27 protein-coding genes are annotated in these 21,911 nt (G+C 64.8%); 8 read left to right on the top strand and 19 right to left on the bottom strand.

The window, feature by feature from the left end; genetic code table 11:
* Nucleotides 1–64 precede the first annotated feature (64 nt).
* The 5 genes from QYL91_RS00685 to QYL91_RS00665 all read right to left on the bottom strand — a co-directional run bounded on the left by QYL91_RS00685 (nucleotide 65) and on the right by QYL91_RS00665 (nucleotide 2,952).
* Nucleotides 65–295, bottom strand: coding sequence for a hypothetical protein (locus tag QYL91_RS00685; RefSeq protein ID WP_302081467.1), 231 nt, complete (start codon nucleotides 293–295; stop codon nucleotides 65–67).
* 172 nt (nucleotides 296–467) lie between these two features.
* Nucleotides 468–1,250, bottom strand: a complete 783-nt coding sequence (locus tag QYL91_RS00680; RefSeq protein ID WP_302081466.1) for a DUF7847 domain-containing protein — start codon at nucleotides 1,248–1,250, stop codon at nucleotides 468–470.
* Nucleotides 1,251–1,295: 45 nt separating this feature from the next.
* Nucleotides 1,296–1,829, bottom strand: a complete 534-nt coding sequence (locus QYL91_RS00675) for a DUF5815 family protein (protein ID WP_302081465.1) — start codon at nucleotides 1,827–1,829, stop codon at nucleotides 1,296–1,298.
* A gap of 51 nt (nucleotides 1,830–1,880) precedes the next feature.
* Nucleotides 1,881–2,291, bottom strand: a complete 411-nt coding sequence (locus tag QYL91_RS00670) for a DUF7124 domain-containing protein (RefSeq protein ID WP_302081464.1) — start codon at nucleotides 2,289–2,291, stop codon at nucleotides 1,881–1,883.
* Nucleotides 2,292–2,334: 43 nt separating this feature from the next.
* Nucleotides 2,335–2,952 (bottom strand): DUF2238 domain-containing protein, encoded by a 618-nt coding sequence (locus QYL91_RS00665; protein ID WP_302081463.1) that lies wholly within the window; start codon nucleotides 2,950–2,952, stop codon nucleotides 2,335–2,337.
* A 107-nt stretch (nucleotides 2,953–3,059) separates the two neighbouring features.
* Between QYL91_RS00665 and QYL91_RS00660 the strand changes: the two genes are divergently transcribed.
* Nucleotides 3,060–3,656 carry a metal-dependent hydrolase gene (locus QYL91_RS00660; RefSeq protein ID WP_369685634.1) on the top strand — a complete coding sequence of 199 codons (597 nt, stop codon included), beginning with the start codon at nucleotides 3,060–3,062 and terminating at the stop codon, nucleotides 3,654–3,656.
* Here QYL91_RS00660 and QYL91_RS00655 read toward each other — a convergent pair.
* Together QYL91_RS00655 and QYL91_RS00650 are read right to left on the bottom strand one after the other, a co-directional pair.
* Nucleotides 3,647–4,348, bottom strand: a complete 702-nt coding sequence (locus QYL91_RS00655) for a TVP38/TMEM64 family protein (RefSeq protein WP_302081461.1) — start codon at nucleotides 4,346–4,348, stop codon at nucleotides 3,647–3,649. The two genes, QYL91_RS00660 and QYL91_RS00655, sit on opposite strands and share 10 nt — an antisense overlap.
* A gap of 63 nt (nucleotides 4,349–4,411) precedes the next feature.
* Nucleotides 4,412–5,656 (bottom strand): NAD(P)/FAD-dependent oxidoreductase, encoded by a 1,245-nt coding sequence (locus tag QYL91_RS00650; protein WP_302081460.1) that lies wholly within the window; start codon nucleotides 5,654–5,656, stop codon nucleotides 4,412–4,414.
* Nucleotides 5,657–5,796: 140 nt separating this feature from the next.
* Here QYL91_RS00650 and QYL91_RS00645 point away from each other — a divergent pair, with 140 nt between their 5' ends.
* Nucleotides 5,797–6,396 carry a DUF6149 family protein gene (locus QYL91_RS00645; protein ID WP_302081459.1) on the top strand — a complete coding sequence of 200 codons (600 nt, stop codon included), beginning with the start codon at nucleotides 5,797–5,799 and terminating at the stop codon, nucleotides 6,394–6,396.
* Nucleotides 6,397–6,402: 6 nt separating this feature from the next.
* On the opposite strand, the gene QYL91_RS00640 is transcribed toward QYL91_RS00645, so the two are convergent.
* From QYL91_RS00640 to QYL91_RS00630, 3 genes are all read right to left on the bottom strand, one after another.
* Nucleotides 6,403–7,059, bottom strand: coding sequence for a hypothetical protein (locus tag QYL91_RS00640; protein WP_302081458.1), 657 nt, complete (start codon nucleotides 7,057–7,059; stop codon nucleotides 6,403–6,405).
* A gap of 92 nt (nucleotides 7,060–7,151) precedes the next feature.
* Nucleotides 7,152–7,523 (bottom strand): hypothetical protein, encoded by a 372-nt coding sequence (locus QYL91_RS00635; RefSeq protein ID WP_302081457.1) that lies wholly within the window; start codon nucleotides 7,521–7,523, stop codon nucleotides 7,152–7,154.
* Nucleotides 7,524–7,583: 60 nt separating this feature from the next.
* Complete coding sequence (locus tag QYL91_RS00630) at nucleotides 7,584–8,903, bottom strand: NAD(P)/FAD-dependent oxidoreductase (RefSeq protein ID WP_302081456.1); 1,320 nt, start codon at nucleotides 8,901–8,903, stop codon at nucleotides 7,584–7,586.
* 101 nt (nucleotides 8,904–9,004) lie between these two features.
* On the opposite strand from QYL91_RS00630, the gene QYL91_RS00625 reads away from it, so the two are divergent.
* From QYL91_RS00625 to QYL91_RS00615, 3 genes are read left to right on the top strand one after another with little or no spacing between them, the layout of a single operon-like run.
* Nucleotides 9,005–10,159 (top strand): outer membrane protein assembly factor BamB family protein, encoded by a 1,155-nt coding sequence (locus QYL91_RS00625; protein ID WP_302081455.1) that lies wholly within the window; start codon nucleotides 9,005–9,007, stop codon nucleotides 10,157–10,159.
* Nucleotides 10,156–10,611: a hypothetical protein gene (locus tag QYL91_RS00620; RefSeq protein ID WP_302081454.1), complete on the top strand. Its 456-nt coding sequence runs from the start codon at nucleotides 10,156–10,158 to the stop codon at nucleotides 10,609–10,611. Before QYL91_RS00625 ends, QYL91_RS00620 begins: the two co-directional genes overlap by 4 nt.
* A gap of 52 nt (nucleotides 10,612–10,663) precedes the next feature.
* Entirely contained in the window at nucleotides 10,664–11,539 is an 876-nt protein-coding gene (locus QYL91_RS00615) for a homoserine kinase (RefSeq protein ID WP_302081453.1), read from the top strand.
* A gap of 18 nt (nucleotides 11,540–11,557) precedes the next feature.
* Here the strand turns inward: QYL91_RS00615 and QYL91_RS00610 are convergent, their stop codons facing one another.
* From QYL91_RS00610 to pdxS, 4 genes are all read right to left on the bottom strand, one after another.
* The gene (locus QYL91_RS00610) at nucleotides 11,558–12,796 is read right to left on the bottom strand and encodes a mechanosensitive ion channel family protein (RefSeq protein ID WP_302081452.1); all 1,239 of its coding nucleotides are present in this window, start codon (nucleotides 12,794–12,796) and stop codon (nucleotides 11,558–11,560) included.
* Between the two features lie 44 nt (nucleotides 12,797–12,840).
* On the bottom strand, nucleotides 12,841–13,530 hold the full coding sequence (locus QYL91_RS00605; RefSeq protein WP_302081451.1) for a YqjF family protein: 690 nt from the start codon (nucleotides 13,528–13,530) through the stop codon (nucleotides 12,841–12,843).
* Nucleotides 13,531–13,594: 64 nt separating this feature from the next.
* Nucleotides 13,595–14,116, bottom strand: a complete 522-nt coding sequence (locus QYL91_RS00600; protein ID WP_302081450.1) for a thiol-disulfide oxidoreductase DCC family protein — start codon at nucleotides 14,114–14,116, stop codon at nucleotides 13,595–13,597.
* 5 nt (nucleotides 14,117–14,121) lie between these two features.
* Nucleotides 14,122–15,030: a pyridoxal 5'-phosphate synthase lyase subunit PdxS gene (pdxS, locus tag QYL91_RS00595; RefSeq protein WP_302081449.1), complete on the bottom strand. Its 909-nt coding sequence runs from the start codon at nucleotides 15,028–15,030 to the stop codon at nucleotides 14,122–14,124.
* A 252-nt stretch (nucleotides 15,031–15,282) separates the two neighbouring features.
* On the opposite strand from pdxS, the gene QYL91_RS00590 reads away from it, so the two are divergent.
* Entirely contained in the window at nucleotides 15,283–15,942 is a 660-nt protein-coding gene (locus QYL91_RS00590; RefSeq protein WP_302081448.1) for a PH domain-containing protein, read from the top strand.
* A 122-nt stretch (nucleotides 15,943–16,064) separates the two neighbouring features.
* A complete protein-coding gene (locus tag QYL91_RS00585; RefSeq protein WP_302081447.1) occupies nucleotides 16,065–16,823 on the top strand; it encodes a DUF1405 domain-containing protein in 759 nt (252 codons plus the stop codon).
* 18 nt (nucleotides 16,824–16,841) lie between these two features.
* On the opposite strand, the gene QYL91_RS00580 is transcribed toward QYL91_RS00585, so the two are convergent.
* The 3 genes from QYL91_RS00580 to QYL91_RS00570 all read right to left on the bottom strand — a co-directional run bounded on the left by QYL91_RS00580 (nucleotide 16,842) and on the right by QYL91_RS00570 (nucleotide 18,465).
* The gene (locus tag QYL91_RS00580) at nucleotides 16,842–17,777 is read right to left on the bottom strand and encodes an HFX_2341 family transcriptional regulator (RefSeq protein WP_302081446.1); all 936 of its coding nucleotides are present in this window, start codon (nucleotides 17,775–17,777) and stop codon (nucleotides 16,842–16,844) included.
* Nucleotides 17,778–17,845: 68 nt separating this feature from the next.
* A complete protein-coding gene (locus QYL91_RS00575; RefSeq protein ID WP_302081445.1) occupies nucleotides 17,846–18,112 on the bottom strand; it encodes a zinc ribbon domain-containing protein in 267 nt (88 codons plus the stop codon).
* A 104-nt stretch (nucleotides 18,113–18,216) separates the two neighbouring features.
* Nucleotides 18,217–18,465 carry a zinc ribbon domain-containing protein gene (locus tag QYL91_RS00570; protein ID WP_302081444.1) on the bottom strand — a complete coding sequence of 83 codons (249 nt, stop codon included), beginning with the start codon at nucleotides 18,463–18,465 and terminating at the stop codon, nucleotides 18,217–18,219.
* A gap of 154 nt (nucleotides 18,466–18,619) precedes the next feature.
* On the opposite strand from QYL91_RS00570, the gene dnaG reads away from it, so the two are divergent.
* Entirely contained in the window at nucleotides 18,620–20,149 is a 1,530-nt protein-coding gene (gene dnaG / locus QYL91_RS00565; RefSeq protein ID WP_302081443.1) for a DNA primase DnaG, read from the top strand.
* Here the strand turns inward: dnaG and QYL91_RS00560 are convergent.
* Nucleotides 20,146–20,571 (bottom strand): GNAT family N-acetyltransferase, encoded by a 426-nt coding sequence (locus QYL91_RS00560; protein ID WP_302081442.1) that lies wholly within the window; start codon nucleotides 20,569–20,571, stop codon nucleotides 20,146–20,148. The two genes, dnaG and QYL91_RS00560, sit on opposite strands and share 4 nt — an antisense overlap.
* Nucleotides 20,568–21,911, bottom strand: a complete 1,344-nt coding sequence (locus QYL91_RS00555) for a DUF92 domain-containing protein (RefSeq protein ID WP_302081441.1) — start codon at nucleotides 21,909–21,911, stop codon at nucleotides 20,568–20,570. The genes QYL91_RS00560 and QYL91_RS00555 overlap by 4 nt, the downstream gene beginning before the upstream one ends.

The following is a 21,911-nucleotide window of genomic DNA, read 5'->3' as shown; positions in this document are numbered from 1 at the left end:
ACCACGAGGTGGTGGTTCGTTCGGAGACAATGAGTAGCCACTCGGGGGTGTCGCCGCGGGTCGGTCAGTTGTTCCCGGAGACGACCCGGTAGCGGTACGGCTGGTCACGGATGACCTCGATGTCGCCGGTTTCCTCGCGACGACCCAGTACCGTCGCGACGCGGTGGGCGCTGTCGAAGTCCTCGCCGTGCTCTTCGAGGACACGCAGAATCTCGCGTGCCGTCAGGGGCTCGTCGGCATCGGCACGCTCGAGCACCGACCGGATGCGCTCGAACTCGCCGTGACGTATGGCCATACACGCGTCTAGGACCTACATCCCCATTAAACGCCGTCAGACGCGCGTCAGACGCCGATTCAGTGATAATCGACGGACGGCGGACCATCGCGGACGTGTGACCGACTGTCATACGCTGGGCTGACAGATTCTCGCCAAGTGGGCCTGTGCGATGTAGATTCCGCTCTGGGCTTTACTCGACGCGTGGCTCCTGCTGGCGCGACCGGAGTTGGGTGTACGCCTGCGCGGCGACGGCGATGCCAAAGACTGCCACGGCGGCGTTGGACAGCGTCTGGACGGTCGCGCCGGCGACGGTGGTTCCCGGCAGGGCGACGCCGACGAGGTTGCTGGCGACAGCGCCGAGAACCACGAAGATGAGTCCAAGCAGGAACAGCGGGAGCCGATTGTTCGCCGTGAGGTCCAGACTGCCCGAGAACGCGTCGATGACGCCTTTCTCGGCGACGATGATCTCGTAGTTGTAGAAAAACAGCGCCACGGCGATGTAGATGCCGGGGACGACAAACAGGACGAATCCGACGGCGACCGCGACGAAGTACATGATGGCGCCGATGATGAGGTTGAGCAGCGTCCACACCAGCCGTCGGGTGAAGTTCTCGGTCGGGAGCGACTCCGTTTCCTCGCTCGTAAACGTGCGAATGATGCCTATCCGGACGACGACGCCGACGACGAACAAGGTCAGTGCCAGCGCGCCCAGCACCGACACCGGCAGGTCGATGACGGCAAACGGAAACTCACCGACGAGGGGGTCCTGAATCGGCTGGTTGGCCTGTGCCCGCAGGTCGGCGAGTATCAATTCGTACTCGAGGACGTCGACGAAAAACCGCTCGGTAAACGAGTCGTTGACGACTGCGTCCACGAGTCGGAAGGCAAAGAGCAAGCCAAACGCGAGGAGTCCGTTCCGCGCTGTCGCTCGCTCGGCACCGCTCCGGAGGGTCTGGGCTATGTCGAATGACATCTCGTGTGCACTCTCTCGGGGCTACCGGCGCATATGTCCTGTCGTTTACACCGCCGAGTCGTGCTCGGATTCGAACTCCCGCTCCTCGCGGTACTCCTCGACGAACTCGTCGACGTCGAAGTCGTTCATGTACCCCTCGAACTCCGAGAGTGCGCTGTCGTCGTCGGCGTGGCTGACGGCGTGTTCCATCAACTCGATGACCAGTTCGACGACGATTTCGTGGAGGCGACGCGCCCCGAAGTCGCTGACCCACACCAGCGCGTATCCCACCTGTCCGTCCTCAGAACTGTCGGCGCTGACGAGTTGGTCGGGAAACTCCTCGGTGACCATCCCCATCATGTGAGCGGTCGTGAACTCCTCGAACTCGTCGTCGGTCTCGATGGTCTGTCGGAGCACGTCGACCAGAAACTCGGGGACGAACCGACCCAGTGGGTGGAGGTCCATCACGACAGCGTGGCGGTCGCCACAGTCACACTCGAACTCCCGCACCCCCAAATCGAGGTCGTGGGTGTGGATGGTCTCCCCACAGGGGAGGTCCAGTTGCTCGCTCGGCCCACCGGGGACACCAGGCTGTGCCATTGCTCACGATAGTGCGCTCGGGTGGATAAAGACCGCGAAACCGACCGGATGTTAGGGCCAGTCGTCGCGCGTCTGGTCGGCGGATTCGACTTCGCTTTCGGGTTCGCCCAGTTCCCACTCGGCGGCGTCGGCGGCGTCCTCGACGGAGAGATACTCCCAGTCGCTCGCGTCGGCGACGGCCTCGTCGTCTTCGCCGGTCCCGACGTAGACGTGCCGGTCCGTCCCGAACTGCTCTTTGACGTTGTCGAGGCTCTCCTCGCGCCCGCGTGGCCCGGAGAAGAAGTCCTGACGGATGCGGTGTTTGCGCGTGAAGTTCGTCACGACGTAGGTCGGTTTCTCCGAGATGACGCCGACGTACTCGCTCCACTGGCGTGCGTCGTTGAAGACGACGTCCGGGCGCGCCAGCTGTTTCAGCGCCTCGAGGTCGAACGCGAGCGTCATGTCGCCACTGCCGCCGTTCATACACTCGCTTCGGCGAGGCGTGCGCAAAACGGTGTCGAAACGCTCACTGCTCGCGACGTTGCCACGCTCTCGGGAGTTGCACCAGGTCGCGCAGTTTCTCACCACCGACTACGGCGACGACGACGGCCCCGACCATGTCGAACACCAAATCGAGCATCGTGTCTTCTATACCGTAGACGACGAGGATGGCTTCAAGGCTGTAGGTCCGGGACAGTTCGCGGCCGACCATCTCGGAGAGTTCCCAGACGACGCCCGCTGCGATGGTAAAGAGGAGAATGTACACCGCCAGGAACGGCTCCGGAATGTGAATCGCCGCGGAGTGTTCGTCTAACGTGGTCGTCACCGCGTAGCCGACACTCGCGACCAGCGCCGCCGACACGAAGTGTGTCAGGTGGTCCCACCACCAGACCTGCTCGTACAGCGCAATCATCCCCACGGTGTGAAGCGTCACCGCACTGGTAATCCACACCGTCAGTCCCGTCGAGAGGCGGATGTCGTAGTCACGCCGGAGGACTGCCGGCAACAGCGTCGCACCGAGTGCCAGCGCCGCGTTGACGAGGACGGCGACACTTCCGAGTGCGAGGCCGACGACGAAGATGACGGCGATGATGCCCTGCAGGGACCGATGGACCAACAACGGCCCGCGAGCCTTGGGGGACACACCTCCCGAGAGGCGAGCCAGCGATTTATGTCTACTGTGCCTGCGTCCTGGTAACACGACTGCCGATACGATTATATCTGTTGTATGCCAAAGAACAGATAACGATGATGGCGACGACCCACGCACTGGCCGGACTGTTGCTCGGTGCACTCACCGTTCTCGTCGCACCGGAGCTTGCGCCCGCTGCGATGCTTGCGGGCTTTGCCGGGGGGTTGTTTCCGGACCTCGACCTGTACGGGAACCACCGGAAGACGCTGCACTTCCCGGTGTACTACAGCGTCGCGGCGGTGCCGGCACTGGCAGTTGCCCTTCTCGTGCCGACGGCGGCGAGTGTCGGGCTCGCCGTCTTCTTGCTCGCGGCCGCACTCCACTCCGTGACCGACATGTTCGGTGGCGGCCTCGAACTGCGTCCCTGGGAGGGGACCTCCGAGCGGGCGGTTTACTCGCACTATCACGGCCGGTGGCTCCGCCCGCGGCGCTGGGTCGACTACGACGGGTCGCCGACCGACCTCGCACTGGCGAGTGCGTTCGCGCTCCCGGTGTTTTTCATCGAGTGGAGCGCAGTCGACCCGCTCGTGACACTCGCCGTCGCCGTCTCGGGCGTGTACACGGTCGTCCGAAAGCGACTGCCCGACGTCGCCGAGAACCTCTCTCTTTTCGTTCCCGCACGGATTCGGCCGTACGTTCCCGAGCGCTACCTCTGATCGAACTCGAGGATAGATTCGAACAGCCGTTCCCGGTAACGGTACGCGACAGCCGACAGCACCGCGAGCGCGACGAGCAAGGTTACCGCTTCGAGGGTGCGCCTGGAAGCCAGACCGGCACCGGCGGCGTTGACAGCCAGGTAGCCGGGGAGCCGACCGACCACCGAGATGGCGACCATCTTCGGGATGTCCATGTCGGTCAGTCCCGCGAGAAAGCAGATGACGTCGTCGGGCAGGCCGGGGACCAGAAAGATGAGAAAGAGCGCGAGGGGCCCCTCGTTGTCGGTAAAGGAATCGAAGGTCGTCAGCGCGTCGTCGGTGACGAGTTCCTCGACGTAGGGGCGGCCCAGCCGACGCGCCAGCGTGAACGCGACGTACGTCCCGACTGTCGCGCCCACGATGCTGTAGACGGTTCCCCACAGCGCCCCGAACAGGAAGCCACTGGCCAGTCCCAGCACTTGGCCGGGAATGGGTGCCAGGATGACCTGCGCGGTCTGCAGCGCCATAAACGCCAGCGGCGCGAGCGGCCCGTAGCTGCGAATCCGCTCTCGGACCACAAAGGGGTCGGTCAGCCACGCCGCGTACTGGTCGAGGACGAAGAGACTCCCCAGAAAGACGGCCAGGAGGGCCACGAGCGCGGCGAGGGCGACCCGCCGGCTCCGGGCGGAGGCGAAGATTCGGGCGCTGCGCATCGCTTGCGACAGGCACTGCCGCGAAAATAAAAGGGTGGTATCTCGGCCGGGCTGGAAGCGGGGTTATTCGGCCTGCGGTGCCGACTCGAGCTTTTCGAGGTCGACGTTCTCCTCGAGCAGGAGCTCTTTCTGGTCTGCGACCTGGCGCTCCTCGCGGATGAGCTGTTTGAACCGCGACTGCTGGGAGAGGTCGCCGATGAGGACGCCACCGACGAGCTGGCCGTTCTTGAACGCGAGTCGCCGCCACTCGCCCTCGTTGTACTTTCGCTCGGCCGTCTCGTCGCCTATGGTCGGGTGACCAAAGGAGAGGAACGGGAAGTCGAAGTGGGTAATCGAGTAGGAAGACACCCAGCGGAACTCGTCTTCCTCGCTGTCGGCGACCATGTTCTTGCCGGCCGTCGCGCCCTGTTCTTTGGCCGACCCCCAGGCACCGTTCTGTGCCTGCTCGCCGATGATGGTGTCGTGGAACTCCGTGATGTCGCCTGCGGCGTAGACGTCCTCGACGTTGGTCTGCATGTACTCGTCGACGACGACGCCGTCCTCGACCTCGATACCGCTGCCCTGGAGCCACTCGGTGTTGAAGTCGAGACCGATAGCGATGCCACAGAAGTCACCGTCGAACCGCTCGCCGTTGGGGTCGATGGCGGCTTCGACGTGGCCGTCGTCGTCGACTTCGAAGTGGTCGACGCCGGAGTCGAAGACGGGCGTGACGCCGTGGTCTTCGAGTGCGTCGTGGATGATTTCTGCGCCCTCCTCCGAGAGTGCGTAGCGCCACCAGCGGTTGCCACGCATCAGGTAGTTGGCCTCGATGTCCTGTGCGGCACAGACGGCCGCGAGGTCGATACCGAGCAGGCCCGCACCGACGATGATGCCCTGTTCGGAGTCGTCTGCGTGCTCGCGAATATTCCGGGCGTCCTGGAACGTCCAGAAGTGGTGGATGCCATCGGCGTCGGAGTTTTCGACCGGGAGCTGTGCGGGCGTCCCGCCGGTCGCGATAAGAAGCTTGTCGTACCCGTAGACGTCACCGCTGTGGGTCCGAATCTCGTGTGCGTCCGTGTCGACTTCGGTGACGTGCGTGTTGAGTTCGAGGTCGATGTCCCGCTCCTCGTACCACTCCGGCTCGTGGATGGATATTGGCGCCTCCGGGAGCTTTCCTTTGGCAAACTCCTTGATGAGGATGCGATTGTACAGCGTTTCCCCTTCGTCGGTGATGACGGTCACGTCTGCGTCCGGGTCTTGCTCCCGGATTGTCTCGGCGGCCGAACTCCCGGCGATACCATCACCGACGATTACGTGCGACGTGCTCATGTTCCCCCTATTGAACACCGGGCTTAATGTGGATTGCTATCTCTCTGGCGCCAGTTGCAGATGTCGAAGTATCCAGTCTCGACACCGCTGGCCGTCGCATCCGGACGATTCAAGGGTCTTGTGTCCCTAGAGACGACGAGATGAAAATTCGTCAGAACGTCCGCCACTGGGCAGCCAAGCAGGCACTGACTGCGCCGGTCGTCAGCGGCTACGTCAACGATAAACTGGTGAACATCCACACCAGCGTCTTCCTCGACCGCGCCGAGGAGACGCGCCGCGAGGAGCGCCGCGAGCACCTCGACGACTTCTTCGACGCGACGATGGACACCTACATCGCTGCGCTCGAAGACGGCTATCCCGAGGCCGAGGCCCGCGAGATTACGCACGCGCAGGCCAACTTCGACTTCTACAACCACGGCTGGACGGAGATGATGGAGTTTCCCAGCGACGAAATCGAGGCCCACTACGAACGCTACGGGAAGTTCTTCGAACAGTACGACATCAGCATCGACGACCCGCTCGGTGTCTTCCGCCCCGCCGCGGGCATCGCCGAGGCCCCCTCGACGCCGGCGAAACTCGACGACCCCAAACACCCTCACGCGGAGGGTGGCTTCGCCGACGACGTGTACGTCGAGACGGCCGACGGCGAGGTCGTCGTCGGCGGCACAGCGGAACCCGAGCAGGTCGACGTGACCGACGCGCCGGGCGTCCCCGATGACGCCGACGAAGTCGACGCCTAGGCAGTTTCACCCTTCGACGATGTCCACCACGTCGAACAGCGCGAGACACTCCACGGAGTGGGTTTCGGCACCTTCGCCGGCCGTGCCGAACCAGCCGTCGACGGTAAACGCCTTGCGTCCCGGCGTGACGTCGACGGTCACGTCCAGCCAGTCGTCCGCGCTCGCTCCCGGCCGGGGCTGTCGGCTCAGGACCCACTCGTAGCTCCCGCCAGGGGGAATCTCCGAGACCGGTTCGATGTAGACCTCGGGGGCAACGAGCGACCACTCTCCGTTTTCCTTGTCGTAGAGTTGCCAGGCGTGCGGGTTGAACCGGAACGGGCGGTCGTGGTCGTTACACAGCGTGAACGTGAGACTCTCGACGCTGTCCGTGCTCGGGTCCGGGCGGAACACCTCACTCGAGGATTCGAGGTAGATGTCGCTGTCACCGCGGCTGTGGGCACAGACTGTCCGGTCTGTCTCGGCAAAGGATGGGCAGGGCTCGTCGGCGAAGCGACCCCGCGCTGTGGGGCCGTCCGAATAGGGGCCGTCTGGCTCTCTCGCTGGTGTGTTTGCGTTGGGGTCGTCCCCGGGGCTGTCGCTCCGGTCCTCGGCCGAGACGAGACAACCGGCCGAGACCAGTGCTGTCCCCAGCGATGCGAGGACGGTGCGTCTGGTGGAGGGCATACACTCCCCAACGAGTCGGACACTAAAGGAAGTACAATAGACTCAAACGGGCGTTTGAGTGTTCTGGACGTGCCCCAGCCGATGGCGGCCGGTCAGGCTGTGGGCGTGCTACTGGCGGCCGCGAGGGACCGCTCGCGCCAGTAGAGATACACAAGCGTGAGGACGAGCAGTACCTGCGTCGCCTTGTCGGCGTATCCCACGACGGTGAACTCCCCGGCGTTGGCGACGTACCAGAGCGGAATCTGGACGAGCGTGTACGGGATGCCGACCAGATAGAGGAGACGCCGACGGTAATCGAGTGCGAACAGAACAAGTGCGCCGCCGTACCCGACGCCGGCCAACAGCACCGGAATACGTCCTTCGATGAAGCCGGCATAGACGTGCAGTATGCCGGTAGTGGCGACGAGTGCGACAGCTGTCCATTGCAACGGACTGAGTCCATTTGCCTCTCTCTGGTCGCTCATTTATTGTAGCATCTGTACAATACAATCCCGCTCCAATTAAAGTTTCCCACGAACGCTGTCTCAGTCCTCGACCCGCGCTGCCACACCGTCGGCACAGGCGTAGCCGGCCTCGATACCGCCGTTGAGCGACCGTTCGGGGTACTGTGCACGCGAGGCCATCCCCGCGTAGTAGACCCCCTCCGCGACGGCATCCGAGAGGTCGTAGGGAATCACCATGTCGAGATACCCCCGCTCGTAGATGGGAGCAGTCCGTGGATTGCGCGCTGTTTCAATCCAGTTGACAGACGCCCGCGAGAAGTCCGGGAAGAGCGACTCGATGCCGGACAGCCACGCCTCCTCGACGCCGTCGTCGTCCAACTGCCAGAGCTTTTCGTCAGGTGACTGGATGTAGCTGACCGCATAGAGCAGGTGTTCGCCGCCGTAGCGGTCGGGCGAGACGAAGTTCGTGTGCTCGATGAGCGCGCCGAAGGGGACCTCCTCGGCGATGTTCAGCCAGTAGGTGTCGGTCAGTGACTCGTCCATGCTGATGACCGAACAGACCGTCCCCTGGAAGTCGATGTCGCAGGTGTAGCCGGTCAGGTCTTCGAGCACGTTGGGCATCGTCGCGACGACGGCCGCCTCGACGTCGTGTGTCGTTTGTCCGTCCGCGGTGTCGACCGTCAGCGACTCGACGGCGCCGTCGGCCGTTCCGAGGTCGGTCACGCGTGCGCCCGTCGTGATGTTCTCCCGGCCGACGGCGTCGACGAGCGCGTCGAGCAAGACGCCGAACCCGCCGTCGAAGTACCCCAGCACTTCGCCTTTGAGGATGTCCCGTTCCCCGCGGAACTTGATGCGGCCCAGCAGCCACGCCGCGGACACGTCCTCCCAGCGGTCGCCGAACTTCGCGTCCAGTAGTGGCCGAAAGAAGTTCTCGAAACAGCCACGCGAGGTGTGGTCGAGAATAAACTCCTTGACGGGGACGTCCTCGAAGTCCTCCAGTCGTTCGTAGGTGTCAAAGGAGGGCACGCCGCCGCGCACGTCGATGTCGAGGACCAGCATTCCGAGGCGGAACTTGTCGTACACCGAGAGGTGGGGATAGGCCAGTATCTCCCAGGGTTTGTTCATCGGGTGGACGACGCCGTCGACGTAGTAGGCGTCTGAGCCGTAGCGCCACTCCAGTCGGTCGCCCACGCCGAGGTCCTCGGCCAGTTCGACGATGGTCCGTTCGGACTTCGAGAGGTGGTGGTAGAACTTCTCGATGCGGTCGCCGGCAGTGTCGTAGGTGGCAGCCAGCCCGCCGAGCGCGTCGCTCGCCTCGAAGACCTGCACCTCGTGACCCAGTTCCTGCAGCCGGTAGGCCGCCGCGAGCCCTGCGATACCGCCACCGACGACGCCAATCATAGCCCGGACTACCCCGGGACGGCCCTAAAACCGTTCCGTTCCGGTCGATAGCTGGCGGAGTTGACAAACCATATATGCATACAGAGGGCACAATAGACGTAATGTCCCCTCCCCAGACGCTTTCTCGGCGTGCCCTTCTCTCCGCAGGTGGCAGTTGTTTTGCCGGGAGCTATCTCCTCGATTCGGGGGTGTTCAGCGGCACGGATTCGGCCAGTGGTGCCACTGGCTGGCAGCAACGCTGGGGTGATTCGACACAGCGGAAGTTCACGTCCGCCGACCCCGACCCCACCGACCTCGGGCAGTCGTGGACGCTCACGCCCGAGGACGCCGGCTCACTGACAGTCGAGTGTATCGGCCCCGACCGCATCTACGCCAGAGGGTACAACCGACTGCTCGCCTACCGCCGCGACGACGGCAGTCGGCAGTGGACCTACTCGGCGGACGAGGGGTCCTTTTCGTTCCCTTCGCTGGTCGGCAACACCCTCGTCGTCCAGGAGAACGCGACCGTTCACGCGGTCGCGGCCGACGACGGGTCGGCCCGCTGGACTGGCCACTTCGCCACGACGCACCAGCCCCGCTCTGCGACGGTCACACTTGACGGAACCGCCTACCTGCCGGGCGGACGCACGTATCTCGGCGTCCACCCCGCCACGGGCTTTCACCGACAGACGTTTGACGCGAAGACGCTCGGCACGCTGGTGGCCGCAGGCGACCAGTCGCTGTTCTGGTGGGCAAACGGCCTCCTCCACATGACCGATACCGACGGTGAGACGCAGTGGCGTCGGTCGCTCGGACGGTCTCACCCGCCGAGCGGTCGCGGCATCGCAGTGACCGACAGCGCGGTCGTCGTGCGCCATCGCTCGACCGACAACGACCTGGTCGTGACGGCTCTCGACAGGGACGGCGGTGGGGAACTGTGGACGACGAGCGACGACATCGACACCGGGTCTGCCATCAGTGCCGGCCCGGAACTGGTCTACGTCGGAACCGGTCGACAGGTTCGCGCGATAGAGTATGCGACCGGCGAAGCGCAGTGGACGAGGACGATAGACAGTTCCTCGCCCGAGCCCGTCGTGACGCCGTCGACGGCCTACATTCCGACGACAGACGGACTCGTGGCGCTCGACGCTGCGACCGGCAGCCAGCGCGGTGACAGACTCCTCTCCGGACGGACCGTTCACTCGCTGGCTGTCGCCGACGACGCAATCTATGCGACGGCCGACGACAATCTGGTCGCACTGGAGGTGGGCGCATGAGTCGGGGCGACGACCCCGGGTTCGTCTCGGAGTTCGTTCGGTATTTCCCGGGCATTCTCACGCTCGGGTTGACACTCGGTGTGTCGGTGACGACGCACCTGCCGATTCCCAGTCCGGGACTGCTCGTGGGTGTCGCGTTGGCCGTCCCGCCCGCGGCACTCCTCGCGAGCGTGGCCGTCTTCAGCGACCGCCGACCGTCGGGGATTCGGCTGTTCGCGTTCGCGGGACTCTCCTGGCTCGTGTTCTCGCTCGCCCGAGTGCCCTTGCTCGACCCCATCTCGGGTCGTATCGTCGGCTCGCCGTTCGCACTGCTCGATCTCGGCCTGGTGTGGCTCGGCAGCTACGCCGTTGCCTGTGCGGTCGTCTACTGTGTGGACTGGCCGACCGTCGACGCCGACATGGACACCGACGCCGACCGAGACAGCACTCGAACCGACTTCGCGGACGATTGAGTCCCCACCGTGGTCCGCTACCTTTTTGCTTGCCTCACCGAAACGCGGGAGTATGCTGACTGTCCGGGCTCCGGCGACGAGTGCGAACCTCGGGAGCGGCTTCGACGTGTTCGGGGTTGCGCTCTCGCACCCGGCAGACGTGGTCCGCGTGGAGAAAGCCGACGAGGTCACTATCGAAGTGACCGGCGCGGGGAGCCAGTACATCCCCGAGGACCCCGACAAGAACACCGTCGGCGCCGTCGCCGAGGCACTCGATGCGCCCGCCCGCATCAAAATCGACAAGGGAATCCGCCCGGCGTCGGGGCTGGGCTCGTCGGCCGCCAGCGCCGCTGCGGCCGCCGTTGCACTCAACGAACTCTACGACCGCGGCCACTCCCGTGAGGAACTGGTCCCAATTGCCGCCAAAGGCGAGGCGGTCGTCTCCGGTGACGCCCACGACGACAACGTCGCCCCGGCTATCATGGGTGGGTTTACCATCGCGACCGACGACGGCGTCACGAAAGTCGACGCCGACGTGCCCCTGGTCGCCTGCCTCCCCGACATCGTCGTCTCGACCCGGGACGCGCGCAACGTCGTCCCCGACGGAGCGAAAGTCTCCCAGTTGGTCGAGACAGTCGGTAACGCCGCCACGCTCACGACCGGGATGCACCGCGACGACCCCGACCTCGTCGGCCAGGGGATGTACGATTCGGTCGTGACGCCGGCTCGCGCGAAGCTCATCGACGGGTACGACGACGTTCGGGAGGCGGCCTTCGACGCCGGCGCCACGGGCGTGACGATAAGCGGTGCCGGTCCCGCGGTCCTCGCGGCCTGTCACGACGGCGACCGCCGTTCTGTCGGGACAGCGATGCTCGAGGCGTTCGACGCCCACGGCGTCGACGCGCGCGTCCACCAGACGCGCATCGGCGACGGCGCGACGCTGTACTGACGCTGTGGCTGTGCGCACTCACTCTTCGGCGGACGGCTCGACGCTTCGCTCCTCGCCGTCCTGCCGGTCGATTGTTTCCTCGTTGACCCGGAAGCCGCCGGTCTCTGCGCGCCCGGAGAGTTCCTGCTGTGGGAAGGGAATCTTGATGTCTGCTGCAGCGTAGGCCTCCCTGACCGAGCGGACGACAGCGCTGATAGCGCGCCACTTGCGCGGCGGCATCGGATTGTCTATCCAGAAGCGCATCTCCAGGACGACGGCGGAGTCGCCGAAGGATTTGGGAACGATGCGCGGCGGCGGGGAGTCGCTGACGGGTTTGAGGTCGGCGATGGCCTCCTGTGCGACGTCAATTGCGCGGTCGGGGTCGGTCGCGTAGTCGATTCCCACGTCCAGGCGGATGCGGTGGTGGCCCCGCTCGCTGCGGTTGATAATCGACTTGTTGCTCACCATGTCGTTCGGGAGGACGATAGTCTCACCGTCGAAGTTCTCCAGGCGCGTGTTGACGATGGTAATCTCCGTGACGACGCCCTCTTGGTCGCCGATTTCGACCCAGTCACCGATGGTGAACGGACGGGAGAACATCAACACGAAGCCGGCGATGAGCGACCCCAGCGTCTGCCGTGCGGCCAGACCGACGACGATACCGAGAAAGCCCGCCCCGACGAGCAGCCCCGAGAGGTCGACGCCCCAGATAGTGAGCGCACTCGCCAAAAACAGCGCGATGATGCTGATGTTGCCCACCCGGAGGATAATTTCCGTCTGGTGTTCCGTGACGCGGTCGCTGTCGGTCGAGAGCCGCTCGACGCTGTCCCGGAGGATGTCCGAGGCGATGTAGGAGATCAGCCCGATGGCGATTGTCGTCACGACGTTTGCCAGCAGCGGTATCGACAGCCCGAGAAGTCTGAGCACGTCAACCGCCAGGTCGACCAGCCCCCAGACGACCAGCAGCGAGACGACTGCGGTCAACAGCAAGACGAGTTGGAGCACGCGCAAGAAGAGGCCACTCAGCGTCGTCGGGACGTACTCTGTCATCCGGTCGAGGCCATCGCTTGCCCGACCGGCCGGGAGAGCGCTCTTTGTGTATGTGGCCACGCGCCGGACGATGAACGGGGCGATAGCCACGCCGATGAGAAGCGTCACGATGAGGATGCCGAGACTGACTCCCAGTCGCCCTTCCGTCGAGGTCAACTGCTCCAGTAGCCCCTGCGCTTCGGACGGCAACGGCGTATTCTGTAACGTGACGACTGGGACGGCCTGCATACCCGCTCGAAAGGAGGGCGGTGACTTGGGCCTTTTCACTGGTGTCAGCGGCCCCACTCTTCGCTGGTGCTGGCCGACACTGCCAGACCGTGGCTGTGAGAGAGGATGGGGTCGCTGTCTGGCCGGTTGAAGCCGTTGGCCGCAAAAATCGTATTCTTCTCGACGGTCCACGTCCCCGGGCGGAGCGTCCACGGTTCGTGTTCTATGTCCGCATAGCGCAAGGTCCCGTCTTGCCCTTCGGTGAAGTACCGATAGCGTTCGACGAGGAAGTGCTCGACCGTCCCGGGGTCGGGCCGGTAGGGGTCACCGTCGGGACCGTACGTGGCTGCGAAGTCGAGCGGCCGCGCACCGGGTGTACGCCGGCGACTCTCGAAGCGAGTCGGGGGTCCCCGCTCGTAGTCCATGTCGGCGTAGTAGTACGGCAACTGATTGAACAGCCGCGCGCCCACCACCCCGAGCAGGTCCCCAGCGTCGAGATTGAAAAAGTAGACGCCGGGCGCGTCGTCGAGACGCACGTACGTCCGCAGGTTCAACTCCGGTGTCGTCACCCCGACTGCGGCCGGGAGTCCCCGCGGCCGGATGTCGCCGATGACAAACGGGACCACCGAGAGGTACGCATCCCCGTCGAAGGTATCGAGGCTGAGTCTGTCGGGCAACTGCGGGCTGACAACTGCTGGGTCGACTGGAAAGCTGGCGAAGAACACGTCGCGCCACTCCATTTCGAAAGCCGGCATCGTCGGCCTTAGGGGCTGGACGACCGGAAAGATTGCGCCCCGACGTGCGGGCTTTCCGGGCGAGTCAGGCCAGCGACCGTTCGAGGAACCGCTGGCGGAGACGTTCGGGTGGTATCGGACACTCGTCCTTTCTGCCAAACACCCGATAGCGGTGCTCGGCGACGAAGTCGTAGACGCCGTTCCGGAGTCTCTCGGGGAGATTGACGAGTGGGTACAGCAGCGGTGCGGGGCCGTCGAGCTTTCGACAGACCTCGAGTACTGCCGTCGATTTGGTGGACACGTCCCAGTCGTCGGCGTCGCCGGAGTCCAGGTGGCCGCTCCGTTCGACGAGGACGACCGAATCGAAGTAGTCGGCGTCCATGCCGGCGCGGTCGAGCAGTTCCGCCGCCACGTCCGACTGGAGGGGTGCAAACAGAATCTCCCCCTCGTCGTCCAGCCGGACGATAGCCCGAATCGTCGAGTTACAGAGGTTACACACGCCGTCGAACAGCAGGACCGGCCGGTCGATGTCGTCGACGATGTCGGCGGGCGAGCGGTCGCTGTCGACCGTCGCGTCAGCGTCCGGGCGGTCGCTGCCGTCAGTCATCGTCTTCAGACGCCGCGGCCCTGCATCTTCTCTTCTTCTGGCAGGTCGACGTTAGCGTCGCCGCTCATCCCCTGGCCGGCGTTGGAGGCGATTTCGACCAGTTTCTCGGGGTCGTCCCAGTTGTTGACCGCTTCGACGATGGCCGTCCCCATCGCTTCGGGGTTCTCGGCACCGAAGATACCGGAGCCGACGAAGATGCCGTCACAGCCGTGGTGCATCATCAGCGCGGCGTCGGCAGGCGTCGCGATGCCGCCGGCGGCGAAGTTGACGACCGGCAGGCGGCCACGCTCTGCGGTGTCGTGGACGAGGTCGGCCGGCGCGTCGTTCTCGCGGGCCCACTTCTCGCGCTCCTCGTGGCTCATCCCTTCGAGTTTGCGGATGGCGCCTTTGATGTTGCGCTGGTGGTGGACGGCCTGGTTTACGTCGCCGGTGCCGGCCTCGCCTTTGGTGCGAATCATGGCCGCGCCCTCGTCGATGCGGCGAAGCGCCTCGCCGAGGTTGCGCGCGCCACAGACGAAGGGAGCGGTAAAGTCGCGCTTGTCGATGTGATAGCGGTCGTCGGCCGGCGTGAGGACTTCACTCTCGTCGACCATATCCGCGCCGGCGGCTTCGAGAATCTGGGCTTCCTTGGTGTGGCCGATGCGGGACTTGCCCATCACCGGGATAGAGACTTCGTCGATAATCTCTTGCAGAGAGGCGGGGTCGGCCATCCGCGCGACGCCGCCGCGCTTGCGGATGTCCGCAGGGACTGCTTCGAGGTTCATCACCGCGACTGCGCCCACGTCCTCGGCGATGCGGGCCTGTTCGCGGTTGACGACGTCCATGATGACGCCGCCCTTTTGCATCTTCGCGAACCCGCGCTTGACCAGCTCGGTCCCGCGCCGCAACTCCTCTAAGTCCGTCTCGTCAGACATGGCTGTTTCTAGCGGTTGGAATTACTTAACGAGTCTCTTTCCGTGGAGTCTCTGTGCGGGCCACGTGGCGGCCACCGGAACGTGCAAGCGTTCTCCTACGCCTGTCCGACAGTATCAGTCGACACACTCGCGACGGGAGTTGTCGGACTGTGCTGGACGGAACAGACACACCCGTGTCCTCTGCGCTGGCGATTACTGTCAACTCCTTCCTGAATAGCAAATCTTTTACAAGTGTTCTGAACATGAGAACACATGGGTACTAACAGGCAAGAAGCAGGTGCAAGTCAGCAATCGCCCCAGCAGGGCGACGGACAGTCGACCCAGGGTGGTGGACAGGATGACAAGCGGCGACTCCGAGAGATGCGTGAGAGTGCGCCGCTGCTCCCCGAGGAAGAGGTGCTCATCGACGCCCGTCCGGCGTGGTCGGCCTTCGCCGGCCAGCTGGTGGTTGCGGGTCTGGTGATAATTTTCGGCCTCCTGGCGTCGGGCAACCGGACGACCGGGAACGCGCCGCTGGGAATCGCTGTCGTGATTGCCCTCGGCATCGTGGGGTATGTCTTCTACCAGCGCCGGAAAGTGCGCTATCTCATCACCGACAAACGCGTGCTGGTGTTGACCGGGATTTCCTCGGAGACGACAAACGAGGCCTGGATGGAGGACGTCCGTGGCATGCAGACCGGGGCGTCCTTCCTGGAGCGCATCCTCGGGCACGGTCACATCAGCATCTCGACGGAAATCATCCCGCGAACGAACAGTCTGCCGGGTCTGAGCCTCCTGTTTGCCGCCATTCCGCTTCCTGGCTTCCAGGGCGCTCACATGACTCTCGGCGGCATCAGCGACTACGAAGAGGTCGCACAGATGATTCGGATGCGACAGTCCGAGCGCAAGAGCAGCGACCACACCAGCCACTGAACCGACTCTCAGGCCACAGTCGGGCGGCCGGAATCCGCGGCGACGCCGGTCCGGTGTGACCACTGTGGGCGGCGGCCGCTCCGACCGCTATCGTTTTGCCACCCGCGCCCGAGACACCGGTAATGGCAACGACTGGCGTCGGCGCTCGCATCGACTCTCTGGTCGCTCGTTTTTTCGACGCCTCTATTCCCGACCCCAAGGGGCTCCCGTGGTACGTCGCGCCACTGCCGGTGTGGCTGGAGAACGTCGCGCTCCGACTGGCCTGGCCTATCGCCATCGTCAACCTCGTCGGGACGCTCTTTGGCTTCTGGTACTACGCCGGTCGTCCCATGGAGTTTGCTGTCGGCGGCCAACTCGGGATGGCGCCGCTCGCGGCGTGGCCGCTCGTCCCCGACTCGCCCGTCGCGACGCTGTTTATCGCCCTCTCGCTGATCGCGTGGCGACTCGACTGGTCGGTCGCCGAACCGATTCACATGCTCGCCTTCTTCGGGTGTATCAAACTCGGCCTCTGGACCCCCTACGTCCAACTCGTGTTGAACGGTTCTGACGGTATCGCGGCCTGGCTCTACTGGTTTCTCGTCTTGAGCCACTTGGCGATGGCCGTCGAAGCCTTCGTCATCCACCGCTATGCCTCCTTTTCCGTGCCGGCGGTCGCCGTCGCCACCGTCTGGTATGGCTTCAACGACGTCGTCGATTACTTCTGGCCAATTTTGGAGGGGCCACACCACACCATCCTGCGCGCGGAAGTCGGTGCTGGCGGGATTACCCACGCGATTCCCGCACACGACCTCGCTGCCGGGTGGGCCGTAGTGTTGACCATCCTGGCCGTATTTCTCGCGCTGACAACTCGAGTAGCCAAGCTTCGACAGAAGCCACAGTAACTGACGAGCGCGCGACTCTCAGGCCAGCGCGTCGGGTTCGCTGTCGCCGTGGGCACGGACCCACAGCTCGCCGATACGGGAGAGGCGTGTCCGGTAGGACTTGCCGTGTTCTTCCTGTTCGATGTAGCCCTTACCGCCGGGGCCGAGTCGGTCGACATTGTAGATGACCTTCGAGCGGAAACTGTCGGTGTACTCCTCGCCGAGTTCGCGGGCGAGTTGCTGGGCGAGTTCCGAGACCGATTCGAAGACGCCGTGTTCGCCGAGCGTAAAGAGGATGACTTCCTCGAAGGGTTTGACGTTCGAGAAGGAGGCGACGGGCAGTTCGACGATGTGGCTGCCGTCGATTTCCTTCGCGCCGATGGTGGTGCCACGCTCGTCGAACTCCGAGAGCAGCGTCCGGGCGCTGTCGAGGCGCTCGGCGACGCGTTCGTCCTCGTCGTCGCCAGTGTCGTCGCGGACGTCCTCGAGTAAGTCGATCTGTCGCCGGAGTTCCTCGGCGAGTTCCGTTTCGAGATACTTCTCGGGGACGGTGTAGTAGGTGTGGATGCGCCGCCGGTCGTCCTCTCGTTCGACCATAATCGAGTGGGCGGCCGTCGCGAAGGCAAAGGAGACGGTGCGGGGCATCGCGGAGATGTTGACCCAGACTTCCCCGGAGGCGCTGCTCTCGCCTTCGCCTTTCCGGTCGAGTTCGGCGTTGATGAGTTCGAACGCCTGCTCGAAGGCGGTGTCGTAGTCGTAGACGTCCTCGATGACGACCCGTTCGGTTTCGGCCCCCAGCAGGTTCCGGTAGTCCTGTTCGAGTTTCTCGGCGAGACGGCGGGAATACTCGACGTTGGCCTCGCTGCCCACGGCGCCCTCCAGCAGGATGACGCGGTCGACGTCCATCTGCTCGCGTACGAGCGGCGCGATGAGCCGGTCGTAGTCGAACCCGACCGGGACGATGTGTGTCTGCATGTCCGCCTCTACTGGGGTGGGAGTCAAAAGGTTTCAGACTGGCCTACCGCGGGCCAGGCTGGGGCGGCTCACACGCGTGGCATCAGACACTCGGCACAGTAGAGGTAGTCGCCTTCGACGTGAGACCCGCAGTTGTGACAGACGCGACCGCCGTCTGTCATCGGCCGCCGGTCCGGTGACGACGAACCGTTCGGAGGGGAGGTCTCGCCCGATGGCTCCCTAGAGAACGTCCAGAACTTTCTCCACGGTGTGTCGAGGTTGGTCGAGACCAGTGGCTGCAGGATGTATGCAAGGGCCAGTACCAGCGCAGGGATGAGCGACACAGTGCCCTCCATATTCGGAGTTCCCACTCTGTGGGATTTAACCCTGTCTATTGGCACGATACGTAGTACAACTCTCGAACGCGTCCGCTACGCGATGGTTCACACTCTGGGAGTGGTCACGGCAGCGGCGAGGCACACTCCCCACAGAAGTCGAACCCGGCTCTGACAGTCGCGCCACAGTGTGGACAGGTTCGCTGGTCGGGGTCCAGCACGTCGACGTCGGCGCCGTCGAGCCCGCGGCGGTGTCTCGTCCCCGGCCGCCGCCGTCGAAGCGGCTTCAGGTCTGCTTCACTCCGGACCAGTGGTGCCAGCACGAACGCGAGTGCGAATATCACCCCCACAACTGCCGCGGCTGTTGCTACCATGTGTCACACTACTATCTCGACACGGTTAGCTCTGTCTGGACTGATATCCCGCCAGCTATTTCCCCATTCCTCCCCTATTTAAATGCGTCCATGAGCCAACTCATGGCACTCTCACGATTCACACGCGCATTCCCCGCACAGGGGGCGATACATCATGCAGGATTCAGCCAAATATCTCATTCACGCAGACATCCGCGCGAGCGGGGTGGTCGAACGGAGTGACGTCGTCGGCGCCATCTTCGGTCAGACCGAAGGCTTGCTCGGTGACGACCTCGACCTCCGTGACCTCCAGGAGTCCTCCAAGGTCGGCCGCATCGACGTACAGATAGAGTCCGAGGGCGGCCGCTCGTTCGGGACCGTTACCATCGCGAGCGGACTCGACAAAGTCGAGACGGCCGTGCTCGCGGCCGGACTAGAGACGATAGACCGGGTCGGTCCCTGCCGCGCGGAGTTCGAGGTGACCGAACTCGAGGACGCACGCGCGGCCAAGCGCCGCACGATCGTCGAACGCGCGACGGACCTGCTCGCGGAGTTCGAGGAGTCGACACTCTCGAGTACCGAACTCGTCGAGGAGGTCCGCCAGAACGTTCGCGTCGAACACATCACGGAGTACAAAGGACTGCCGGCGGGGCCGCGGGTGGCAAACAGCGACGCCATCATCCTCGTCGAGGGTCGTGCGGACGTGTTGACGCTCCTCCAGTACGGCATCAAAAACGCCGTCGCCGTCGAAGGGACCGACGTCCCCGACACCATCGCGGAGTTGACCCACAGCAGGACGGTGACCGCGTTTCTCGACGGCGACCGCGGTGGCGACCTCATCTTGAAGGAACTCGCACAGGTCGGAGCCGTCGACTACGTGACCTTCGCGCCACACGGCCGCTCGGTCGAGGACCTCTCCCGGTCGGAGATTCTCTCCGCACTCCGGAAGAAGGCCCTCTACGACGAGGTCGAGGACCACCCCTCGCCACACGAGTATCTGACCGCCGGCGCTGCTGTCGAATCCGACGCCTCGGACGACGAGGCCGACGGCGACGACGGGACAGACAGCGCCGACGAGTCGGAAGCGGACCATGCCGAGACAGAAACAGCGCGCGAGGACGGTTCGACAGACGACAAGACCACTACCGAGGCTGTCGCTTCACCCGACGGGTCGGCTGCGTCAGGCACCGACGACGCTGCCAGTGCGGAGGCGACAGGTTCGGGTCAGTCTTCGGCCGTGGTCGAACAACCAGCCTCAGATGCGGGGGCTGTCGAAACCGAGCAGCAGAGTGAGGACGAGGCGTCGACACAGTCAGACGCCGAACGTGCGGACTCGGCGACAGCGGAGCCGTCACAGCGTGAGGACGCCGCGACGGCGGAGCCGTCCCAGACCGACGAGGCGAGGGCTGGGAAACCGGAGACGCTGGCGGGCCACGTCGATGCCGTCATCGGCGAGGCCAGCGGTCGGGTACGACTGCTCGACGAGTCGCTTGCGGTTCTCGAGGAGTCGGCTGTCGACGAAGCGTTCGAACGGATAGAGGACGCCGAGACGGTGCCTGCGACGGTGGTCCTCGATGGCAAACTCAGCCAGCGAATCCTCGACGTGGCGGCCCAGCGCGGCGTCGACCAGGTCGTCGCTGCCGACACCGACGAGTTCGTCAAACAGCCAACGAGCGTCCGCGTCCGCGCTGGGTCGGATTTCTAGTCGGACAGCGGGCGGGCGAGCAACAGGCCGTCGCCGCTTTCGAAGTGGTCGGCGAGGCGCTCGAGTTGCTCGAATTCGTGGGCGCGGTAGAACTCCTGGGCCCGCTCGTCGCTCTCCTGGACGGTCAGACGTATCTCGTCGTACTCCCCGGTCAGGCGCTCACAGAGCCACGCCATCAACTGCGAGCCGTAGCCCTGTCCCTGCTGGTCGGGGTGGACGGCGAACTCGGGGACGTAGGCGACGGCTTCCTGTTCGCCGACGACGAGCGCGTAGCCGACCGGTTGCCCGTCGACGAGCACGTACAGCGGGGGTGGCCCCTCCGTCGCCGTCGCGAGGAGTTCCGGCCACGGCTCCGCGAGCGCCGACTGAATAGCACGAAGGCGAGGCAGGTCGTCCGGTCGTCCCTCTCGAATCTCCGTCATAGTGTGGTGAGTCCGACGACGACTGCCAGTGCTCCGCCGACGAGCGCCGCCGAAAGCGTCGCGAGGAAGTTCACACCCTGGTTGCCGACCAGCCACCCCTCGATGGTCGCCCCGAGGATACTGTCGACGGTCATCCCGGCGACGCCCGCCGCGACGATGACACCGGCACCAATCGGCTGAATCGTCCCGAAGGTCAGCAGTGCGATTGCGGCCACGATGGCGGCACCGGCCAGCCCCGCCAGTTCACCCTGCCAGGTCACCGCGCCGTCGGTGCCCGGTTCGACTACCTGCAGGGTCGTGATGAGTCGCGGTCTGTCGAAGAGGCCGCCGAGTTCACTGGAGAGGGTATCGGACATCGCGGCGGCGACAGAGCCGGCAAAGGCAAAGAGAAAGAGCCGCGACGGCACGCCGAAGTCGGGGCTGGCCGCGGACGCGAGCACCGCGACGAGCGCGACAAGCGAGTTCGCGAGGACGTTTCTGGAGCCGCGAGCGCCCTCGTTTTCTTCGGCGATGCCCCGGCGTTTCTTCTCTTCGTAGCGGTACTTCGCGGCCAGGCCGCCGATGCCGAAAAAGGCGATGAGCATCGCGAACCAGCCGTAATCGCCCAGCACGATAGTCCACAGACCGAGCAAGACGCCGGTGAGCATGCCGGGCAGCGAGGCGGTCTCAAGCGCGTAGGACGCGTACCCGAGGACGACGGTGACAGCGAGTGCGACGGCGATGCGTGTCGTCGAGATGTCGCCGGTCAGCGTCGTAAACAGCCACAGAAACATGGCGACGACGGCCATCACGAGTGGGTCGTCACGCTGGAAGAGCACGGCCCGGAGCAGCGCCGCGAGCAGGGCGCCACTGGTCGCGAGGAAGGCGAGTCGGGGCACCTGTGCCGGGACGTCGACGAGCCACGCCGAGCTGAACTGTCCGACGGCGGCGGCGACGGTGCCGACCGTGACGAACCCGGCGGTCGCGAGCGCGCGGTCGCTCGTCCAGAGGCGGACGATTTGCGAGCCGAGGTTGCCAAACGAGACCAGCAGGACCGTCCCGACGAAGACGTGGTGTGGCATCCCGAAGCCGACGGTGAAGATAGCGAGGCCGGCCGCAGCGAGCGTGAATCCGGCCAGTCCGTAGAGCTTTCCGTCGCGGCGGTCCCCGGGTCGCGCGAACAGTTCAAAGGCCGTCGTTCCCTGTTCGATTGCGAGCGCGAAGGCGGCGACGACGAGGAAGGGACCGGCAGTCGCGACGGTGGCAAACGCCGGTTCGTCTATCCTCGCGAAGACGGGCACTGCGAACGCGAGACTCCCGACGAGCGCGAACGCGGCGGCCCGCCGGACAGTAGAGGTCAC

The organism is Salinibaculum rarum (assembly GCF_030505615.1).
Lineage (GTDB): Archaea > Halobacteriota > Halobacteria > Halobacteriales > Haloarculaceae > Salinibaculum > Salinibaculum rarum.
The sequence above is the reverse complement of the archived record's forward strand: the minus strand, read 5'-3'. Positions and strand labels throughout refer to the sequence as shown.

What these genes read in the sequence shown, in the direction of transcription:
- QYL91_RS00685 (WP_302081467.1), bottom strand. Translation starts at nt 295, where the DNA reads ATGGCCATACGTCACGGCGAGTTCGAGCGCATCCGGTCGGTGCTCGAG.
- QYL91_RS00680 (WP_302081466.1), bottom strand. Translation starts at nt 1,250, where the DNA reads ATGTCATTCGACATAGCCCAGACCCTCCGGAGCGGTGCCGAGCGAGCG.
- QYL91_RS00675 (WP_302081465.1), bottom strand. Translation starts at nt 1,829, where the DNA reads ATGGCACAGCCTGGTGTCCCCGGTGGGCCGAGCGAGCAACTGGACCTC.
- QYL91_RS00670 (WP_302081464.1), bottom strand. Translation starts at nt 2,291, where the DNA reads ATGAACGGCGGCAGTGGCGACATGACGCTCGCGTTCGACCTCGAGGCG.
- QYL91_RS00660 (WP_369685634.1), top strand. Translation starts at nt 3,060, where the DNA reads ATGGCGACGACCCACGCACTGGCCGGACTGTTGCTCGGTGCACTCACC.
- QYL91_RS00655 (WP_302081461.1), bottom strand. Translation starts at nt 4,348, where the DNA reads ATGCGCAGCGCCCGAATCTTCGCCTCCGCCCGGAGCCGGCGGGTCGCC.
- QYL91_RS00650 (WP_302081460.1), bottom strand. Translation starts at nt 5,656, where the DNA reads ATGAGCACGTCGCACGTAATCGTCGGTGATGGTATCGCCGGGAGTTCG.
- QYL91_RS00645 (WP_302081459.1), top strand. Translation starts at nt 5,797, where the DNA reads ATGAAAATTCGTCAGAACGTCCGCCACTGGGCAGCCAAGCAGGCACTG.
- QYL91_RS00640 (WP_302081458.1), bottom strand. Translation starts at nt 7,059, where the DNA reads ATGCCCTCCACCAGACGCACCGTCCTCGCATCGCTGGGGACAGCACTG.
- QYL91_RS00635 (WP_302081457.1), bottom strand. Translation starts at nt 7,523, where the DNA reads ATGAGCGACCAGAGAGAGGCAAATGGACTCAGTCCGTTGCAATGGACA.
- QYL91_RS00630 (WP_302081456.1), bottom strand. Translation starts at nt 8,903, where the DNA reads ATGATTGGCGTCGTCGGTGGCGGTATCGCAGGGCTCGCGGCGGCCTAC.
- QYL91_RS00625 (WP_302081455.1), top strand. Translation starts at nt 9,005, where the DNA reads ATGTCCCCTCCCCAGACGCTTTCTCGGCGTGCCCTTCTCTCCGCAGGT.
- QYL91_RS00620 (WP_302081454.1), top strand. Translation starts at nt 10,156, where the DNA reads ATGAGTCGGGGCGACGACCCCGGGTTCGTCTCGGAGTTCGTTCGGTAT.
- QYL91_RS00615 (WP_302081453.1), top strand. Translation starts at nt 10,664, where the DNA reads ATGCTGACTGTCCGGGCTCCGGCGACGAGTGCGAACCTCGGGAGCGGC.
- QYL91_RS00610 (WP_302081452.1), bottom strand. Translation starts at nt 12,796, where the DNA reads ATGCAGGCCGTCCCAGTCGTCACGTTACAGAATACGCCGTTGCCGTCC.
- QYL91_RS00605 (WP_302081451.1), bottom strand. Translation starts at nt 13,530, where the DNA reads ATGCCGGCTTTCGAAATGGAGTGGCGCGACGTGTTCTTCGCCAGCTTT.
- QYL91_RS00600 (WP_302081450.1), bottom strand. Translation starts at nt 14,116, where the DNA reads ATGACTGACGGCAGCGACCGCCCGGACGCTGACGCGACGGTCGACAGC.
- pdxS (WP_302081449.1), bottom strand. Translation starts at nt 15,030, where the DNA reads ATGTCTGACGAGACGGACTTAGAGGAGTTGCGGCGCGGGACCGAGCTG.
- QYL91_RS00590 (WP_302081448.1), top strand. Translation starts at nt 15,283, where the DNA reads ATGGGTACTAACAGGCAAGAAGCAGGTGCAAGTCAGCAATCGCCCCAG.
- QYL91_RS00585 (WP_302081447.1), top strand. Translation starts at nt 16,065, where the DNA reads ATGGCAACGACTGGCGTCGGCGCTCGCATCGACTCTCTGGTCGCTCGT.
- QYL91_RS00580 (WP_302081446.1), bottom strand. Translation starts at nt 17,777, where the DNA reads ATGCAGACACACATCGTCCCGGTCGGGTTCGACTACGACCGGCTCATC.
- QYL91_RS00575 (WP_302081445.1), bottom strand. Translation starts at nt 18,112, where the DNA reads ATGGAGGGCACTGTGTCGCTCATCCCTGCGCTGGTACTGGCCCTTGCA.
- QYL91_RS00570 (WP_302081444.1), bottom strand. Translation starts at nt 18,465, where the DNA reads ATGGTAGCAACAGCCGCGGCAGTTGTGGGGGTGATATTCGCACTCGCG.
- dnaG (WP_302081443.1), top strand. Translation starts at nt 18,620, where the DNA reads ATGCAGGATTCAGCCAAATATCTCATTCACGCAGACATCCGCGCGAGC.
- QYL91_RS00560 (WP_302081442.1), bottom strand. Translation starts at nt 20,571, where the DNA reads ATGACGGAGATTCGAGAGGGACGACCGGACGACCTGCCTCGCCTTCGT.